This window comes from Bradyrhizobium guangdongense, assembly GCF_004114975.1.
In the GTDB taxonomy this organism is placed as follows: Bacteria; Pseudomonadota; Alphaproteobacteria; order Rhizobiales; family Xanthobacteraceae; genus Bradyrhizobium; species Bradyrhizobium guangdongense.
Genome location: NZ_CP030052.1, coordinates 558,633 through 575,935, shown reverse-complemented (window position 1 = coordinate 575,935; position 17,303 = coordinate 558,633). Strand labels below are relative to the sequence as shown.

The window sequence follows — 17,303 nt, the reverse complement described above, 5'->3', positions numbered from 1 at the left end:
TTGCCGAAAACTGGAACCTAGACCTGCCGCTCCGGCAGACGCAGCACGAGACCGTCGAGCTCAGACGTGATCCTGATCTGGCAGGACAGCCGGCTCGTCGGCCGCCGCTCCGCGGCGGTGCCATCGAGCAGCGCGTCCTCGTCGTCGCGGACGGCCGGCAATCGCGCCAGCCAGGGCGTCGTCGACATAGACATGGCAGGTCGCGCACATGGCGTTGCCGCCGCACTCGGCGAGGATGCCGTCGAGGCCGTAGCGGGTTGCCGCCTGCATCGCACTCTCCCCGTCGCTGGCGTCGAGGTGATCGCTATTGCCGTTGGAATGAACGAAAGTAATGGCTGGCATCAAAGGTCCTCGTCAGGCCGGGGTGATGGATATCGGCAGGCTCTCTAGCCCGCGCAGCGTGTTGTTGTAGCGGCGCTCGACGGGACCGGAGATTTCGATCGATGCAACCCTTCGCGCGATCGCGGACAGCACCACCTCACCTTCGAGCCGCGCTACCAACTGGCCAACGCACATGTGAATGCCGGAGCCGAAGCCGACATGGCCCGAAGTCTTGCGGGTGATGTCGTAGCGATCGGACTCGATCCAGCGGCGCGGGTCGCGGTTCGCCGCGCCGAGGAACATCAGGACCTTCTCGCCCTCGCCGACGCGCGTGCCGCCGATCTCGACCTCGCGCGTCGTGGTGCGGAAGAAGGTCTGCACCGGGCTTTCGAAGCGAACGGCTTCCTCGAAGGCGTTGCGCGCCAGCGACGGATCGGCCCGCAGCCGCGCGAATTCCTTCGGAAAGCGTGCCAGGCAATAGAGAGCGGCTCCGATGCCATAGACTGTGGTGTCGAGGCCTGCGGACAGCAGTGAGCGCACGAGCAACGGCGCCTCATCCGACGTGATCTCGCCAGTGTCGGAGAACGCATGGATACAGGCGCCAAAGCCGCCAGGCTTAAGATTCGGTCGCTGGCACTGCTCGGCGACATAGGCCTGGTGCGGCGCCGATCGCTCGATTGCGGTCTGACGTAGCTCGTTTGGCGGGCCGAAGGCATTGAAGACGAGACCAGCATAAGGAATCAGGTGCTCGCGCCCTTCCGCCTTCAGTCCGAGCGCATCCGGAAATACAGACAACGGATAGGCCTCTGCGAGATCGGCGACCGCATCGAATTTGCGCCGCTGCAGCAGCTCGTCGATCTTGGCTTCGGCCGCCAAAGCGAAGCCGTCGCGGATCCGCTTCATGGTCGCGGGCGACAGCACCTTTGACAGCACGGCGCGGGTGCGGGTGTGCGCGGGGGGATCGGCCTCCAGGATCAGGCTCGGCGGCCGCCAGGGCTTTTCCTTCTTGAAGTCGGAAAGACCGACGCCGCGGCTGGAACAGAAGGTCTGGGGATCGTTGAGGACTGAATAGACCTCGGCATAACGCGCCACGCCGTAGACGTTCCATTTATCGAGATAGACGACAGGGCCGGCCTCTCGCAGCCTTTCATGGGTCGGATAGGGATCGTCGAAGAACGAGATCGCGAAGGGGTCGACGTCAAGGTGTGGAATGGCCATTGGACCGGCGGTCGAAGCACAGGCGCTCGGTACAGTCATTGCAGTCCTCGCAAATTTGGGCTTGTGAAGCGTTCGCGCATGTCCTTATTTCTGGAGCAGCGCATGAAGCGAGCCCCGACGTGATGCAGCCACCGACCAGCAAATCGAGACACAACACCGCGACTGAAGGCGATGCGCCGCTGCTCGATCTCGACCGCTACATCCCGGCTCTGATCACCTTCATCGCCAATAAATTGTCCAAGAGCGCGAACGCGTTCTATCAGCCCGCGTTCGGCGTCAACGTCACCGAGTGGCGCATCATTGCCCTGCTCGCAATCGAGCCAGGCATTCCGGCCGCCCGCATCTGCCACGTCATCGGCTTCGACAAGGGGCCGGTGAGCAGGACGCTCGCCGCCATGGAGAAGCGAGGCCTGATCGCGATCCGCATCGACCCGAATGACGGCCGCACCCATTCGATCTCCCTGACAGCGAAGGGGCGCACCACCCACGACAAGGTGATCGCCGTGGCGCTTGGGCGCGAGCGGCGGCTGCTGTCGTGCCTTTCCAGGGATGAGCAGGAAATACTGATCGGGCTGCTGCGCCGTTTGCATGAAAATCTCGGCGCGGTGACGGATACCGATAGCTAAGCCAGGGCGCACAGCACGATGTGCACGCAAGGCTTCGTTACCTTCACGCTTGCGCCGGCGTTTGCTGGCGATACCATCCCTGCCGAACATCGGTCCTCCCAGGAAAGGCGTAGCGGTTGTCCCGCCATCTTCCCTTGCGCGAAGGTTCGCATGAATTAGTTGCCTAGGCAACAAAAAACCTTTGCCTCCGGCTTGAACCCTCCCTTCCTTATTCGCGAACCTCTCCTGGTTCGCGGATAGGCGGCAACCGCTTATAGACCCTTTGTCGATTGCGAGGGGCCGACAATCCGCCGTCTGGCAGAGCATCCTGGCAGCGCGCGCGGCGAGATGCTCAATGTCGAGCCATCGGAAAGGATCGCTACTAACATAGAGGCCAAGTTCGAGACGGCGCTAGCGGTTTAATGTCAACCCGGGACTGCCGAGAGGATGAAGAGATAAAGTCCGTAAATGCGAGAGCGAAGGGAGCCGCCGTCATTGGGAGCTTGCTGGCTCGCGCAGCGTATCTACCGGGTCGCACCCAAGCGGCACGACCGAGGAGAGCAGCGCGCTGCTAGGGGCGGTCGAGACACCCCCGGTATCGATTCTCCGGACCATCCTTAGAAAAAAGACGCATTCAAATGGCGAAGGGTAGCTGACCTCTCGCTAGCCAGCGGCGGCGACTGTTCCATAGATGGTCAAGAGGCCAAGTCCCATCGCGATGTTTCCGATAACGAACTGCAAAGACCGGTTGACCCAAGTTAAGGTTCGGGCTGAGATGACTAAGGGAACCGCAATCAGCGACGACAGTGCGGCCATCCCCATCATCGAGCCCATACCAAATAGTAACACGTAAAGTATCCCCGCTAGATGGTTCGGCGCTTGTGAGACGGTTAAGACGAGGAGCGCGGCTGAGCCTGCCATCCCATGCATGAGCCCGACCGCCAGCGTCCGCCAGCGCGCACCATGGTCATGATCATGCGCGCGCGCCTCAGGGCGCCAAATTTCGCTCTTGTGACTAGGAGCACGAAAATCTGAGATGTGATGGTGAACATGGACACGTTCGCGCCATAAGCGCCATATGACGTTGCTTCCTAACAGAATCAACATGAAGCCGACGGCCGCCTCTAGCGGTTGCGAAACGCCCGGCGGAATTGCATATCCGAGCACCAAAGCCGCCCCGGAGAACAGGAACAAAGTGATGGTGTGTCCAATTCCCCACGTCAACCCATGCTTGACGATCTCGCCCACATCGCTGCGGCGCGCCGCAATGCTCGATACCGCCGCAATGTGATCGGCCTCGAGCGCGTGCTGCATGCCCAGCAGCAGTCCCAGCCCCAATATTCCGAACATGGCAAGATCCAATCATCAAGAGGGAAATACGGTGTCCTTCAGCAACTTGCTTTGCCGTCGTATCCAACCGTACCACTCCTCAAATCCTGCGCCGTTTCTGGCCGAGACCTGCAGAACCTCGATGGCCGGGTTGACGTCTCTGGCGTATGCCACCGCGCGATCGACATCGAAATCCACATGCGGAAGCAAGTCGAGCTTGTTCAAGATCATGAGGTCAGCCGACCGGAACATGTGAGGATATTTGATCGGCTTGTCCTCTCCCTCGGTCACTGAGAGGATGACGACCCTTGCATGTTCGCCAAGGTCGAACATCGCAGGACAAACTAGATTTCCGACATTCTCGATCATCACGATCGATTCCGGCGGTGGACGCAGCTCTGAAAGAGCGCGCGCAATCATGTCGGCCTCGAGATGGCAACCCGTGCCCGTATTGACCTGGACTGCTGGGGCGCCTGCGCGTCGAATTCGCTCCCCATCATTGGCCGTCACCTGGTCTCCTTCGATGACGAAGAGATTGACCTCGTGATGAAGGTCGCCAATGGTTCGCTCCAGCAGCGTGGTCTTGCCGGCGCCGGGCGAGCTTGCGAGGTTCAGGGCCAGGATTTCGCGACCGGCGAACCAGGCCCGGTTCCTTGCTGCCAAAACGTCGTTCTTGGCGAGGATCCGGGCTTCCAGATCGAGCACCAGGCCCGCAGCTTCGTCATGATTGGTATGCCCGTGTTCGTGGGCATGGTCATGCGAATGTCGGCGTCCATGATGTCCGTGATCATGATGGTCATGATGATGGTGATCATGGCCGTGTCCAGCGTGAGAGTGGACGTGGGCGGGATCATGGTCATGCGAATGGGCGTGAGCAACGCCATCCGCGTGGACATGGAAATGATCATGCAGGTGCTCACCGGTCTCCCCACCGCCCAGGCTCGCTTCATGTCCGGTCTGGAGATTGATCACCGTGGCACCCGCCTTGGCGCCGCAACCGCAATGTCCGCACATCAGGCAGCCTCCCCTTCGATCTCCATGCTTCTGATCTTCAATTCCTCGCCCTGAAGGCGCGTAAACTGCCGCGAGCCACAAGGGCACGGCGCAAACAGGCTCGCCTGCTCGAATTCCGAACGACACGTCGCGCACAGCGCTCGCCCGGCCACGCGCCTGATGTCGAGCGCTGTGCCGTCAAGAGGCGTCCCGCGGGCGACGGTCTCGAAGCAGAATGCGATCGCCTCTCCCATCACGCCGGAGAGATCTCCAACATCGACGGTGATGCGGCGGACCTTGCGGCCCTTGGCGGCATCGCTGACGATCGCCACGATGTTACGGGTGATGCCGAGCTCGTGCATGGGTCCTCTCAGCAGATCCGAGGCAGCTGTTCGCCGACGAGCATGTCGACCATTCGGTGTCCGCCAAAGCTCGTCCGCATCATGACGCGGCTATCCTGGTCCGAGGTGATCCGGCCGATACGGGCGGCATCCAAACCCAGTGGATCTCGCCGCATGGCAGCCAGCGCGGCTTCGGCCTGATCGGGGGGAACGATCACGACGATCTTGCCCTCATTGGCGAGATAGAGCGGATCGAGCCCAAGCACCTCGCAGAACGCCTTCACTTCCTCGCGGATCGGCGTCATGCCCTCCTCGATCTCGATGGAGACCCCCGAGCCGTCCGCGATCTCGTTCAGCACCGTCGCGACGCCGCCGCGCGTCGCGTCCCGAATGAAGCGAGTGCCCGGTGCGGCGGCGAGGATCGCGCCGATCAGCTCGTGCAGACAGGCGCAATCGCTGGCGATCGGCGTCTCGAGCGCCATGTCGCCGCGGGCGCACAGGATGGCGGCACCGTGGTCACCCAGCAGTCCGTTCACGAGGACGGCGTCGCCGGCGCGGGCCTTGTCCACGCCGAGCGCGAGCGAGGCAGGGATCGCGCCTACGCCCGTGGTCGTGATGAAGATCTTGTCGCACGCTCCCCGTGGCACGACCTTGGTGTCGCCCGTGACGATCTGCACCCCCGCTTGCGAAGCCGTTCGCGCCATGGAAAGCGCGACCTGTCGCAAGAGATCGATCTGCACGCCCTCCTCGATGATGACCGCGCAGGACAGATACATGGGCACCGCCCCGCCGACGGCGAGATCGTTCACCGTGCCGCAAACCGCGAGCTTTCCGATATCGCCGCCCGGGAAGAACAGGGGATCGACCACGAAGGAGTCGGTCGTAAAGGCGAGCCTGTCGCCATGGGCTGCGAAGACCGCCAGATCGAACCGCGCCTGATCCTCGAGCGGCTCACAGGCGTGCTCGCCGAAGGCCGTCAGAAACACGTCGTCAATCAGGTCCTTCATGGCTTTGCCGCCGCCGCCATGAGCCAGCGTCACCGAGCTGACATTGACTTTGCCGCGCGTGCGCGTCTTGACGAAGGGGACGAAATTCATACGACCTCCGCTTGGCGCTTTTGGCCGCCATACTGGTAGTAGGCAGCACAGGCTCCTTCGGAGGACACCATCAGTGCTCCGAGAGGCGTTTCCGGCGTGCATGAGGTGCCGAACACCTTGCATTGCCACGGCTTGAGTGCGCCCTTCAGCACCTCGCCGCACTGGCACGATTTCGGGTCGGCGATCCTGACGTTGGGAATCGCGAATTTGCGCTCCGCGTCGAAATGCACATAAGCATCGCGCAGGCGCACGCCGGAATGATCGATCGATCCAAGCCCGCGCCACTCGAAGAACTCGCGCAATTCGTATACTTGGGCCACCGCGCGCAGCGCCGCGTTGTTGCCCTCGCTCGGCACGACGCGGGCATACTGGTTCTCGACCTCGACCCGCCCCTCCGCGATCTGCTTCAGCAGCATCCAGATAGACTGGAGGATGTCGAGCGGCTCGAAGCCGGCGACCACCATCGGCTTGCGATAGAAATTGGCGATGAACTCGTAAGGAGCCGTGCCGATCACCATCGACACGTGGCCGGGCCCGAGGAAGCCGTCGAGCTGCAGGCCGGGACTGTCGAGGATCGCCTTGATGGTCGGAACGATCGTGATGTGGTTGCAGAACACGGAGAAGTTCCGGATCCCCTCGCTCTCCGCCTGCAGGATCGTCAATGCGGTCGACGGCATGGTGGTCTCGAAGCCGAGGCCGAAGAAAACGACCTCGCGAGCGGGATTGCGCCGAGCGAGCTGGAGCGCGTCCATCGGCGAATAGACCATGCGCACGTCGGCACCATCCGCCTTGGCCTGCAGGAGGCTCTTCCGCGAGCCGGGCACGCGCATCGCGTCTCCGAAGGTTGTGAAGATGACCTTCGGGTTCTCCGCGATCGCGACGCAATCATCGACCCGTCCCATCGGCAGGACGCAGACCGGACATCCCGGACCATGAACCAGCTCGATAGCCTTGGGCAACATGCCCTCGAGCCCATAGCGGAAGATCGAATGGGTGTGCCCGCCGCAGACCTCCATCAGGTAAAGCGGCCGGCCCTCCGGAAGTTTCATGCCGGAAACCAGCGACTCGATCTCGCCGATGAGTACGCGCGCCTTTTCGCCGTCGCGGAATTCGTCGACATATTTCATGCCACGGCTCCCTTCGTTCGCGCCGATCCCCGGTCGTCAGCCAAGAGCGTGTGAACGAGATCCCAGAGGATGTGGTAGGCGGTTACATGGCACTCCTGGGTGCGATGGATCGACGTCGTCGGGACGACCAGGCAATGGTCGACGACACCCGCGGTTTTCATCTTTCCGCCGTCGCCGCCCGCAAGCCCAATGGTCACGAGGCCCATCTCCTTCGCCTTGGCAAAGGCGGCCATCAGGTTCGACGAATTGCCGCTGGTGGAGATGCCAATGAGCGCATCGCCTTTCCGCCCCTGGGCCACGATCTGGCGGACGAAGACGTGATCGAAACCGAGGTCGTTTCCGACCGCCGAGATCATCGCCAGATCGGCGACGAGGTTGGTTGCGGCCAGTGCGGGCCTGCCCGCCGTGATCGGGTGGACGAACTCCACGGCGACATGCGAGGCGTCGCAGCTCGAGCCGCCATTGCCCATCGAGAATAGCCGTCCGCCGTTGCGATAGACATCCGCGACCGTTTTCGCCGCGGCGATCAGCACCGCGGCGTTCTCGGCAAAGAAGCGCGCATTGGTGTCGCGCGAATCGCGTGCCTTCTCTTCGACCGAGAGCAGGAGGGCGGCATCCAGCCGCGCCGGCTCCTGCTGTCCGCCATGCAGAAACGGATAAAGTTCCTTCAGGTCGCTGTTGCCTGACATGGCGCTACCCTCCCGGCTCAGCTGCCGAACGCTTCATGGCTTCGATTTCAGCCTGTGCTTCACCCAGTTCTGTGAGAATCTTGAGCGTTTGCGCGGCTTCTTCCTCGTCGATCCGGCTCATCGCGAATCCGACATGGACGAGCACCCAGTCGCCGAGGCAGGCCGACGGCGGATGATCCTCGCTGACGATGCAGGCGATGTTGACCTGCCGCTTGACGCCGCTGACGTCGACGGTCGCAAGCTTTCTCGCTTCGTCGTCGATCCTTACGATCCGCCCGGGAATACCGAGACACATGACGGCTTTCCTTCCCTGAAGTCTTTGTTTGATTTCATCAGATGCGCAGCTCCAATGACGGCTTGGCCGAGAGCAAGTCCGCCATCGTTGGACGGAACGCGCGCATGTGACAGCACAGTGAACTGCTCGCGCTCCAGCCGGCGCACCACCTCCTCGAATAGGATGCGGTTCTGGAAGCAGCCGCCGGTGAGCGCGACGGTCGAGAAGCGTCGCTCGCCGTCCTCGGGGGAGCCGGCGAGCTTGCGTGTCATGGCGGCGATGGACTTGGCCAGCCCCTTGTGGAACCGTGCAGCCATCACCGGCGCCGGTGTCTTCAGGATCAGGTCACCCAGCACCGCATGCCACATCGCGAGCGGCTCGATATAGGGCAAACCCGTGCCGGCGAGATTGGGGATCGTCAGCGGATAGGCCAGCGCCTCGTCTTCATCGGCGAGAGTTTTCTCGTCGACCATGGCTTCCAGCCGCGCCGCCGCCTCGCCCTCATAGCTCTGCGCGTCCCGGCAGACATCGAGGGCGGCGGCCATGGCGTCGAACAAGCGCCCGCAGGATGATGCTGGCGGAGCGTTGATGCGGTTGCGCGCCATCGAATCCAGCAGCGCGCGCGGCTTTGCCGCCAAATATGAATGGAGCTCGAGCTCGGCGAAATTCATTGTCAGCTCGGCCCAGCTCATCTCCGCCATGAGATGCGCATAGAGATTGCGCCAGGGCTCGCGCACGGCCTGGACGCCGCCAAGCATCGGGATCGGCTTGAACGTACCGGCCCGCGTGTAGCCGACATAGTCGGCGAGCATGAACTCGCCGCCCCAGAACGTCGCGTCCTCGCCCCATCCGAGACCATCGAGAACGATCCCGAGGACCGGACGGCCGTCGAGCGCATATCCGTTCTCGGCAAGACAGGCCGCCACATGGGCGTGATGATGCTGCACCTCCATCAAAGGCAGCGTCCCGCCCGCCAGGTGCTCGCGCGCGAGCTTGGAGGACAGATATTCGGGGTGCATGTCGGCGATCACTGCCGTAGGCTCGTGCTCGAAGAGCGCGGCATAGAGCGATAGGTTCTTCCTGTAATCGTCGAATGTCGCGACATCCTCCAGGTCGCCCTGATGCTGGGACAGGATCGCAGCGCCGTCCTTGAGCAAACAGAACGTGGCCTTCAGCTCCCCGCCCATGGCGAGCAGATCGGGCGCTTTCGCGAACCCCCTGGGCAGGGCGATCGGCGCCGGTGCGTATCCTCTGGCGCGACGCAGGAGCCGCGGCCCGCCCGCCACCACCCGGACCACAGAATCGTCGACACGGTTGGCGATGCGCCGATCGTGGGTGAGCGCGAACGTCGCAATCCCCGCGAGGCGCTCCGTCATCTCCGTATCGCCCGTCACCTGCGGCTCGCTCGACAAATTGCCGCTGGTCATGACGACCGGCCGGTCCATCCGCCGCAGCAGCAAGACATGCAGCGGCGTCGTCGGCAGCATGAAACCGAGCGTCCGCAATCCCGGTGCAATCTCGTCAGGCAGGTGCTCCGGCCCATTCGCATGCAGGAGCACGATGGGGGCCGCCGGGCTTGTCAACGCGACCAACTCGTGTTCGGCGAGATCGCAGAACCGGCGGATAACGTCAACGTCCCTGGCCATCAGGGCAAACGGCTTGCCGTCCCGCTGTTTCAGTTTGCGCAGCCTCCTGACCGTGTCGGCCTGGGTGGCGTCACAGGCGAGCTGGTAGCCGCCGAGCCCTTTGACGGCGACGATTTCGCCCTTCTGGATCAGGCTGCACGCCGCATCCACATCGTCAAGCATGGAAAACTGCTCGAAGGTAAAGTGACGCCCGTCGAGCCTGACCAGCTTCGCCTTGGGCCCGCAGGCATGGCAGGCGATCGGTTCGGCGTGAAACCGCCGGTCGGAAGGGTCGCGGTATTCGCGGGCGCAGTCGGCGCACATTGCAAACGGCGACATCGCGGTCTTGGCGCGATCGTAGGGGATGCCGTCGACGATGCTCAGCCGCGGCCCGCAATTGGTGCAATTGGTGAAGGGGTAGCGGAAGCGGCGCGCAAAGGGATCGGTGGTTTCGCGCGCGCAATCGGCACAGAGCGCCGCGTCAGGTGAAATCTCGGTATGAGCCCCGCCATGTGCGCTCTCGACTATCGCAAAATCGTCGCGCAGCACGCCCGCATAGGCGGTGATCTCGATTGCCTCGATCTGGCTCAGCGGCGGCGGATCGCCAGCGATGCGGTCGACGAGCATGTCAATGATCGCCCGTTCTCCCTGCACGCGAACCAGAACGCCTTCTCCGTCATTCAGCACCTCGCCGCCAAGCCGCAGTTCCCGCGCGTGGCGCCAGACCGCCGGCCGGAAGCCGACGCCCTGCACACGTCCGCGAAACCGGATTTCAACGACCTCGACAGGGTTCTGCGGCGCGGCGAGGTTGAGCCTGCTCATGGTGTTTTGTCCCAGATCAGGATCCGGTTGTTGCCGGTGTCGGCGATCGCCAGAGTCCGACCGACTGCCGAAGCAGCATAAGGCCAGCACAGGCTGTCGCGACTTGCCGCGCGCCAGCGATTGTCACCTTTGTCGGCAAAGCCGTTCTGGGCCGCCAGCCCTGTGGCCGGCGCATCCATGGCGAGGTCCTGGAGATGGAAGCCAAGCAGCCGCGAATTTGCGGTATCGCAGACCACGAGCTGGCCATCCCAGATGACGAGACCATAGGGCATGCTCATCGCGCTCGAGGATGGATCGTACGAGCTGCGATTGTGATCGACGCCCGCGAAATCGTCCTGGCCCAGCACGAAATCGCACGGCGTCCCGCTGACGGTGGGGAAATGGCGCCATACCATGACGCGATTGTTGCCCGCGTCCGAGATCGCGAGTGCGCCGTCATGGCAGGCGATGCCGTGCGGCCACCGCATGCTGGTGGCACAGACGTCGCCGCCGGCATTGTCATCACGGGTGACGAAGTCTCTTTGGCCGAGGACCAGATCGGCCGGCGTGCCGTTGGCGGTCGGAATGCCGTTCCAGATCAGAACGCGGCGATTTCCGGTGTCGCAGACGATCAGCCTGCCCTGGAAGATCGCGACCCCGTAGCACCAATTCAGTGTGTCGGAGCGAGACACCGCTCTTCCGCGATTGGCTAGGCCTGAGACGAAGTCCGCCTGACCTAGAACCACATCGGCGGGCTGGTTCGAGGCGGATGGATAGCGATTCCAGATCAGGATCCGGTGATTCCATGCATCCGCCACGGCCAGGATGCCGTCTGCGGCAGCGACGCCGGTCGGGAAGTTGAGCGTGTCGGGGCCGATGTCGCGCTTGGCGTTGCGGCCCTCGCGCGAGAAGTCGGATTGACCGATCAGAATATCGGCGGGCGCTTGATCGGAGGACGGACAGCGGCTCCAGATCAGCAGCCGATGATGGCCACTGTCGCAGACGAACATGGGCCCGTTCTTGTCGAGACACACCCCACGCGGGCCGAACAACGTCTGGGCCGACGGAACGATCGATTGCACAAGTCCGTCCGGCGTGACCTCTCCACCCAGAATCACGCGGGCGCCGGCCGGCGAGAGAAACCGGCGTGGCACGTGGTTGTCGCGCATCCTAGCGCGCGGTCGGTCCAAGCGAATGGTTGCGGCTGAAGTGATCATGGCTATGCCGTTATCCTCACTTCAACCCTGGTTCCGATGATCCTGACCGCGTGCGGCTGCAGTTGCACCTCAGGCGCGGTCAGGCATTCGCCACTGGCGAGGTCGTATCTGAACCCATGATAGGGACAGGTGATGATGCCGCCCTGCACCTCGCCATCATGGATCGGAAGGCCGAGATGCGCGCAGGCATTCTCGAAACAGGAGATCGATTCCCCACTACGTGACAGGATGATCTTGCGTCCGCCCAATTCCATCGCGCGGACCAAGCCCTCCGGAAAATCCGCCCAAGCTCCCGCCGGTATCCACTGTCCTTCCGCATTCAGCGCGAAGGGGCTGATGAACCGAACGCCGCCTTCGCTCGCCGCGGCCAGCCCCTTGACCTGAATAACGTCGGTGATCTCGGGGCAGACATCCTGAAGCGCCTTCTTCACGCCGGCATGGAATGTCAGCGCCGAGGCGGGACAGCCGTCGCAGGCTCCCTTGAACCGAACCTCCACTGCCGGCGGGCGAACCGAGACGAGTTCGACATCCCCACCATGCGATTTCAGCATCGGCCGGACGCTTTCGAGTGCCTGCTCGACCCGCTCGTTGAGGGCCGCCCTCAAGAGGTTGTAGCGCCGCAGCACCGCGTAGACGAGCTCGTCCGAAGCTGCGCTCTTCATGGCGGCCAGCGCGGCGGGATCGGCCTTCAAGGCACGTATCAGGCGCCGGAACGCTTCCGCATTGAGCGCTTCGATCGCGATCTTGTAGGCGGAAACGACGCCCCGCTGCGTTTCATCCCAGGTCGCCACGACCGTTTCCAACCGCTCGATATCGCCGACAAAGCCGGCGAGATCCTCCCGAAGTGTTGGTGTCGATTCGTGAGCGTTCATGCGATCTCGCGCCGGCCGCGCTCCTCACCTATAGCGGAGGTTTCGGAAGAGATAAGGCTGCAAGCCCCCACCAATTGCTGCTGCCAGGGCTGAAGCCGCCCATATCGGCGCCCCGACCAGCGTAAGAATGATGAGCAGCATGGCTGTGACCGCCACCCCGATCGCAATTTGCCGGTAAGCCTTGGCTGGGTCTGCGAAAAGCTTTCCGCGGAAGAACAACAAGATGGAGTTCTGTGTCATTGCCCACATGTCATCTTCCTCAAGCGATGATCGAAAGAGCGATAAGGCCGACGAAAACGCCGGCAATTCCAGCCAACGGGCCGTAGAAACCACCGAGCAGCGCTGCGAGCTCATTTCCGAGCACTTTTCCGCCGACGATGAGGCCGCCGACCATTCCTCCTGCGATTGATGCAATCATCGCCAGACCGAGACTTAAGGCGAATATTGCCGGAGTAAGTGACACGCTCATTTGCAAGAACTCCTTCGATCCAGATTTGCTAGGAATGCAGGGTGGTAGGTCGATCGAGAAGCGCCGACAGCTCCATCAGCTCGCGCTCGATCTGCATGGAGGCCTCGCTGACGATCTGAGCGCGACCGGGATCTCCATGGGCCAGGAATATTTCGCGCGCCTCTCTGTAATAGACGAGGGCCATTGAGAGATTGATGCCCCTGCCGGTTTCCGAGTTCGAGGCATGACCGGGCAGATTCCACAGGCAGTTTGCCTTGTTCGAGATGGTGTTCGCGTACTCGATCGGCATCGTCTCGCGGGTGCGGACCTTAAGTGCCTCGTCATAGGCCTCAAGCGCGCGAAGATTATTCTCGAGCACGTGGCTCGAGGCGACATATTGGAGGGCATTGCCGAGGTTGTTCTGCAACATCGCGTATTCGACAGGATCATCGACGAGAGTCACGACTTTGAGCGCTTCCTCGAAGGCTTGAACAGCAAGAGCCTCTCGCATTTTGCCGCGCTGATCGGTCATCGGCATGGAGAGAAAGGCCGTCGCCAAATTGTTCTGAAGAATGGCGTACTCTTTGGGGTGGCTCGTTCGAGTGAAGGTACGAAGGGCGCGTTGATAGGCTGCTATCGCCTCAGAGATCTTTGCGCGGCCAACGGCAGCGAGGCTTTGGATGCACAGCCCGAGATTCATCTCGGCTTCCGCGGTTTCTTCAAGCGTTGCGAGTTGAGTGAGCTCTGGCATGATGGCTTCGAAGATGGACCGAGCGAGCTCGATTGACTTTGTGCCCTGCTCGGGCATCGCCTGCAGCGCCGTTGCTTTGCGCGCCAGAATACGAGATCGCAGCAAAGCCAGCTCACCGGGACAGACGGTCAGGGCTTTGTCGTAGAGTTCTATTGCGGAGTTGATCTCATCCGGCGACTTGGGCCTCGTTTGCAGCCCTATTCCGATCTCCATGAGCATCTCGGCTCGCTCGGCCGGCGTAGCCGTCTCGGCCTCCGCTGCTTGCAAGGCTGCGCGTACCTGTTCGCTCAGAAGGCCTGCCGCCAAGGTGTCCTCCCGGACCGAGCGCTTGATTTGCCGCGCGTCATTGATGCGGATCAATCTTGCAGCCAAATTTTCAGTCTGTCTACTCAATAAGCGAAATGTAAAGAAAGTTTACAAATCGAACGCATGCGCGATGATGAGAGCTTGGTCAGCGGAGGACCATTCGGCTGCGAACTCGCGGACGTCTATCGGGACATTGTGCTCGCTGAAGAAGTCGGGTGCATGCACCACGCGATCACCAGCGATGTTGCGCATCTTCAACAGATATCCACCGCCCGCCTGGTGACGGACTGGCAGGATGCAAAGATCGTTGTCTCGTCGGAGCAGGATGACGCATTGAAGGCCATCGAAGAAGCGTCTGCAGAGCGCGGCAGAAAAGTAGAGCGAGCCGTCTTTGATGGTGACCGCAAGATTTGGCATCAGCCCACCGGCACGGCCTCCTGGGGCGTTCGCAGCAACTCTTCGATCCTAGCGGCGACCTTCATGACCGCCTGCGATACACGACAAGATAGCGACAGACCAAGATCGAGTTGCTCTGCCTCGATCAGAAATACGATGACATCGTCGGGAAACGCATCGCGAAATATCGCCTTTCCGGCGAAAAGTGCGTGCTCCCAGCGAAAGTCGTGCAGATTAAGTCCACCTCCATAAGGTTTGGTCAATTCGTGTCCTGGGACCTCGAAGATTGCGCCCGGCTCGGAGCCGGATCTGCAGGCATCGACGATAATCAGCGTTCGGCAGCCCCGCGCAGCGAACATCGCCGCCATCCCGTCGGTGCCAGCGTCGAGCAGACGAATGTCAGCATTCTGTCCGAACCCCCGATCTTTGAGCTGCCCGAGAACAGCAAGACCGGCGCCGTCGTCGGAACGATTTGGATTTCCACAAGCAACCACGGCAATCACGGCGTGCCCTTTCCATGAGGCGCATCAGATGCGCCAGAGCTTACAGGACCAATCGGGTTCGACCGGCACATTCAGTTCCGGCAGCTCGCAGAAGCGCTGGTGCACCTTGTAGTACATGCAAGTTTCGCAAAGCTGCGTAATGCCGGCGTGCTCAATCGGATATGAGGTAAACCCCGCGAGCTTGAGCTTAGCCTCCAGATCATCGCCTGCAAGGCGAAGGTCGCAGACAAGCCGCTGAACTTGCTCATGGCTGTCTGCGCGCGGATACACGTCCGTGGCAAGACCAGAGGTCAGGAGACCGATGATGCGGGAACGTAAGCTTTCATCGCTGGCGGAGGCCATGACGAGCGCCTCGGGTGAGAAGCTAGATGCGCCATAGCCGGCACCACCAGTCCGGCTCGACAGGCACAGACAGCTCTGGCAGATCGCACCATTTGCGGTGCACGAGATAGTACATGCATTCCAGGCAGCGTTGCCTGTCAGGTCCGTAAGGATGGTCGAGGAACCCCGAGATCACGAGTTTGGCCTTGAGGTCCTTCGTATCGAGCTGACGCAGCTGCAGCAAAATTTCCGCAAATTCCTTGTCCGTCTCGGGAAAGGGCTCGACTTGCGTTTCGAGCCCATCCGCAAGCATATCGGCGATGGCTTTCAGGGTAGCCCCGTTTTCGGACGCCATTGTGCGACGCGCCTTTTGACGTAGTGATCCACCGTGGTTCGCTCGGCCTGCGAGAATGACCAAACGAAGCCTGTTGATGCAATCCAGTGACTCGAGCGAGTTTGCGGTCAGGCTGTTCTAAAGCGCGCCAGTTCCTCTCCTGTCTTTGCGTCGTGCGCGTGGACCGTGCAAACCAAGCACGAATCATAGGAGCGGCAGACATGGCCGACTTCAACGGGATCGCTCGGATCCTTGATAGGCGAGCCGATCAAGGCCTGCTCCATCGGTCCTCGGGTGCCGTCCGCCGCCCGCGGTCCAACATTCCAGGTAGTCGGCGCAATGATCTGGTAGTTCTTGATCTTGCCGTCCTTGACGTCGATCCAATGGCACAGCGCTCCTCGGATTGCCTCTGTGGCGCCCCAGCCGCGCCCGTCGCGCTCGTTGGGCTTGATATACCACGGGTCGTTCAGCCGAAACTCACGAAGCGCGTGTTCAGCTTGCCGGTATAACTTGACACCTTCGTGCATGCGGGCGAAGTGCCTGAGCATGACGCTGGCGCCCCCCAGCTTCTTGTACATATCAAGGACCAGCGGATCGTAATGTTGCCAGCTCTCGCCGTGCTTGCCGCCTGCGATCAGCTGCCGCGATAGCGGCCCAGCTTCGAGCCGGCCGCTTTCATCGTGACACACGGCGGTGGCCCAGGAATACTTTCCACCCATGTCGACGGCGTTCTTCTGGGTCGGTACAGTCTTGCGGTCAAACGGATGCAGCCCACCCGGCTCATCGTACCAAGCATGGGCTGTGTCTTCGCGCGTAAAGTTCTGGTCCATGAGCTTGAACGTATCGCTACGGCCATCGTAGACGCCGCTCTTCATGATGACCGCGGCGTTGCGGCCTTCGATCGTCGGTTTCTGATACTTGTCCTCGTGGGGAAGGTATCCCCAGGACACGAAGCGGCCGTGACCTTGACCATACTTGTCCATGCCGCAATCGATGCTCATCCGCCAGAACATGCCCAGATCAGAATTGGCGTGGTGCGGCGTTTCATCAAGCCAGGCCATGAAATCGTCATAGCTTTTGATTTGTTCGTACCGCTCGAGCGAGCAGCCTAGCCATATCTTTTCCATCCATTCGCGGCGGAAATACTCGAGGATCGACCAGGCGCGCGTCACGTCGGTGAGCGTCGGGGCACACATCACCCCGCCCGGTACCATGTAGCTCGAGTGGGGCCATTGCCCGCCCAGCAGAGCATAGATTTCGACGGGCTTGCCAGAAATCGTCACGCCGATTTCGTAATTTGCGCCGGTGAAGGGAGCGTAGCGCCTCACCGCCTCTTTATAATATTTCGAGCTCGAATAATTCTTGTGAGTGTAGTCGATCATGAAGAGCCCGTAGTGATGGCGCGGAAGGCTCTGCAGACTCTCGACGAGCTGGCCGAGATTTCGGGCCAGGATGGCGTTGCGTGGCACCTCGGTCTGCCAGGCCGTATCGAGCGCCCATGCGGCGCAGGTCAGATGCGAGGCGCCGCAAATGCCGCAGGCGCGCGGTGTGACAACGAGGCCGGCTTGGGGATCCTTGTCACGCAGAATGATTTCGAAACCGCGAAACAGCTCCGCTTGGGTCCAGGCGTCGACCACGACCCCATCCTGGATGTTGACACGCACGTCGAGATCGCCTTCGACCCGGCCGACCGGCGAAATGTCCAGAGTTTGCACTGCGCTTGGCATGTGAATCG

20 protein-coding genes and 1 pseudogene are annotated in these 17,303 nt (G+C 61.8%); 2 read left to right on the top strand and 19 right to left on the bottom strand.

Features of this window, described 5'->3' with window-relative positions; translation table 11 throughout:
• Nucleotides 1-17: 17 nt before the first annotated feature.
• Both X265_RS38340 and X265_RS38335 read right to left on the bottom strand, forming a co-directional pair.
• A pseudogene (locus X265_RS38340) lies at nt 18-342 on the bottom strand (2Fe-2S iron-sulfur cluster-binding protein).
• 12 nt (nt 343-354) lie between these two features.
• A complete protein-coding gene (locus X265_RS38335) occupies nt 355-1,578 on the bottom strand; it encodes a cytochrome P450 (RefSeq protein ID WP_128930121.1) in 1,224 nt (407 codons plus the stop codon).
• Between the two features lie 83 nt (nt 1,579-1,661).
• Here X265_RS38335 and X265_RS38330 point away from each other — a divergent pair, with 83 nt between their 5' ends.
• A complete protein-coding gene (locus tag X265_RS38330) occupies nt 1,662-2,165 on the top strand; it encodes a MarR family winged helix-turn-helix transcriptional regulator (RefSeq protein ID WP_128930206.1) in 504 nt (167 codons plus the stop codon).
• A 642-nt stretch (nt 2,166-2,807) separates the two neighbouring features.
• On the opposite strand, the gene X265_RS38325 is transcribed toward X265_RS38330, so the two are convergent.
• Nucleotides 2,808-3,494, bottom strand: a complete 687-nt coding sequence (locus X265_RS38325; RefSeq protein ID WP_128930120.1) for a sulfite exporter TauE/SafE family protein — start codon at nt 3,492-3,494, stop codon at nt 2,808-2,810.
• Between the two features lie 15 nt (nt 3,495-3,509).
• Nucleotides 3,510-4,178, bottom strand: coding sequence for a hydrogenase nickel incorporation protein HypB (hypB, locus tag X265_RS38320; protein WP_308421687.1), 669 nt, complete (start codon nt 4,176-4,178; stop codon nt 3,510-3,512).
• Between the two features lie 18 nt (nt 4,179-4,196).
• On the opposite strand from hypB, the gene X265_RS42540 reads away from it, so the two are divergent.
• Nucleotides 4,197-4,541 (top strand): hypothetical protein, encoded by a 345-nt coding sequence (locus tag X265_RS42540; protein ID WP_308421686.1) that lies wholly within the window; start codon nt 4,197-4,199, stop codon nt 4,539-4,541.
• Here the strand turns inward: X265_RS42540 and X265_RS38315 are convergent.
• The 15 genes from X265_RS38315 to X265_RS38240 form a co-directional block, all read right to left on the bottom strand.
• A complete protein-coding gene (locus tag X265_RS38315) occupies nt 4,487-4,828 on the bottom strand; it encodes a hydrogenase maturation nickel metallochaperone HypA/HybF (protein WP_128930118.1) in 342 nt (113 codons plus the stop codon). The genes X265_RS42540 and X265_RS38315 overlap by 55 nt on opposite strands.
• A gap of 8 nt (nt 4,829-4,836) precedes the next feature.
• Entirely contained in the window at nt 4,837-5,904 is a 1,068-nt protein-coding gene (gene hypE / locus X265_RS38310; protein ID WP_128955154.1) for a hydrogenase expression/formation protein HypE, read from the bottom strand.
• A complete protein-coding gene (gene hypD / locus X265_RS38305; RefSeq protein ID WP_128930116.1) occupies nt 5,901-7,031 on the bottom strand; it encodes a hydrogenase formation protein HypD in 1,131 nt (376 codons plus the stop codon). Before hypD ends, hypE begins: the two co-directional genes overlap by 4 nt.
• Nucleotides 7,028-7,720 carry a D-sedoheptulose-7-phosphate isomerase gene (locus X265_RS38300; RefSeq protein WP_128930115.1) on the bottom strand — a complete coding sequence of 231 codons (693 nt, stop codon included), beginning with the start codon at nt 7,718-7,720 and terminating at the stop codon, nt 7,028-7,030. The genes hypD and X265_RS38300 overlap by 4 nt, the downstream gene beginning before the upstream one ends.
• Before the next feature lie 4 nt (nt 7,721-7,724).
• Entirely contained in the window at nt 7,725-8,015 is a 291-nt protein-coding gene (locus X265_RS38295; RefSeq protein WP_128930114.1) for a HypC/HybG/HupF family hydrogenase formation chaperone, read from the bottom strand.
• A complete protein-coding gene (gene hypF, locus X265_RS38290; RefSeq protein WP_128955153.1) occupies nt 7,985-10,441 on the bottom strand; it encodes a carbamoyltransferase HypF in 2,457 nt (818 codons plus the stop codon). The genes X265_RS38295 and hypF overlap by 31 nt, the downstream gene beginning before the upstream one ends.
• Nucleotides 10,438-11,589 carry an NHL repeat-containing protein gene (locus tag X265_RS38285; protein ID WP_245478060.1) on the bottom strand — a complete coding sequence of 384 codons (1,152 nt, stop codon included), beginning with the start codon at nt 11,587-11,589 and terminating at the stop codon, nt 10,438-10,440. Before X265_RS38285 ends, hypF begins: the two co-directional genes overlap by 4 nt.
• 50 nt (nt 11,590-11,639) lie before the next feature.
• Nucleotides 11,640-12,509 (bottom strand): NifU family protein, encoded by an 870-nt coding sequence (locus X265_RS38280; protein WP_128930111.1) that lies wholly within the window; start codon nt 12,507-12,509, stop codon nt 11,640-11,642.
• Nucleotides 12,510-12,768: 259 nt separating this feature from the next.
• Nucleotides 12,769-12,978 carry a hypothetical protein gene (locus tag X265_RS38270; protein WP_128930109.1) on the bottom strand — a complete coding sequence of 70 codons (210 nt, stop codon included), beginning with the start codon at nt 12,976-12,978 and terminating at the stop codon, nt 12,769-12,771.
• A 28-nt stretch (nt 12,979-13,006) separates the two neighbouring features.
• Nucleotides 13,007-14,068 (bottom strand): tetratricopeptide repeat protein, encoded by a 1,062-nt coding sequence (locus tag X265_RS38265; RefSeq protein WP_232995559.1) that lies wholly within the window; start codon nt 14,066-14,068, stop codon nt 13,007-13,009.
• Between the two features lie 54 nt (nt 14,069-14,122).
• Complete coding sequence (locus tag X265_RS38260; protein ID WP_128930108.1) at nt 14,123-14,431, bottom strand: hypothetical protein; 309 nt, start codon at nt 14,429-14,431, stop codon at nt 14,123-14,125.
• The gene (locus tag X265_RS38255) at nt 14,431-14,913 is read right to left on the bottom strand and encodes a hydrogenase maturation protease (protein ID WP_128930107.1); all 483 of its coding nucleotides are present in this window, start codon (nt 14,911-14,913) and stop codon (nt 14,431-14,433) included. The genes X265_RS38260 and X265_RS38255 overlap by 1 nt, the downstream gene beginning before the upstream one ends.
• Nucleotides 14,914-14,937: 24 nt before the next feature.
• Nucleotides 14,938-15,255 carry a hypothetical protein gene (locus tag X265_RS38250; protein ID WP_128930106.1) on the bottom strand — a complete coding sequence of 106 codons (318 nt, stop codon included), beginning with the start codon at nt 15,253-15,255 and terminating at the stop codon, nt 14,938-14,940.
• Nucleotides 15,256-15,277: 22 nt separating this feature from the next.
• The gene (locus tag X265_RS38245; RefSeq protein WP_128930105.1) at nt 15,278-15,589 is read right to left on the bottom strand and encodes a hypothetical protein; all 312 of its coding nucleotides are present in this window, start codon (nt 15,587-15,589) and stop codon (nt 15,278-15,280) included.
• Between the two features lie 107 nt (nt 15,590-15,696).
• Nucleotides 15,697-17,295: a nickel-dependent hydrogenase large subunit gene (locus X265_RS38240; protein WP_128930104.1), complete on the bottom strand. Its 1,599-nt coding sequence runs from the start codon at nt 17,293-17,295 to the stop codon at nt 15,697-15,699.
• Nucleotides 17,296-17,303 lie beyond the last annotated feature (8 nt).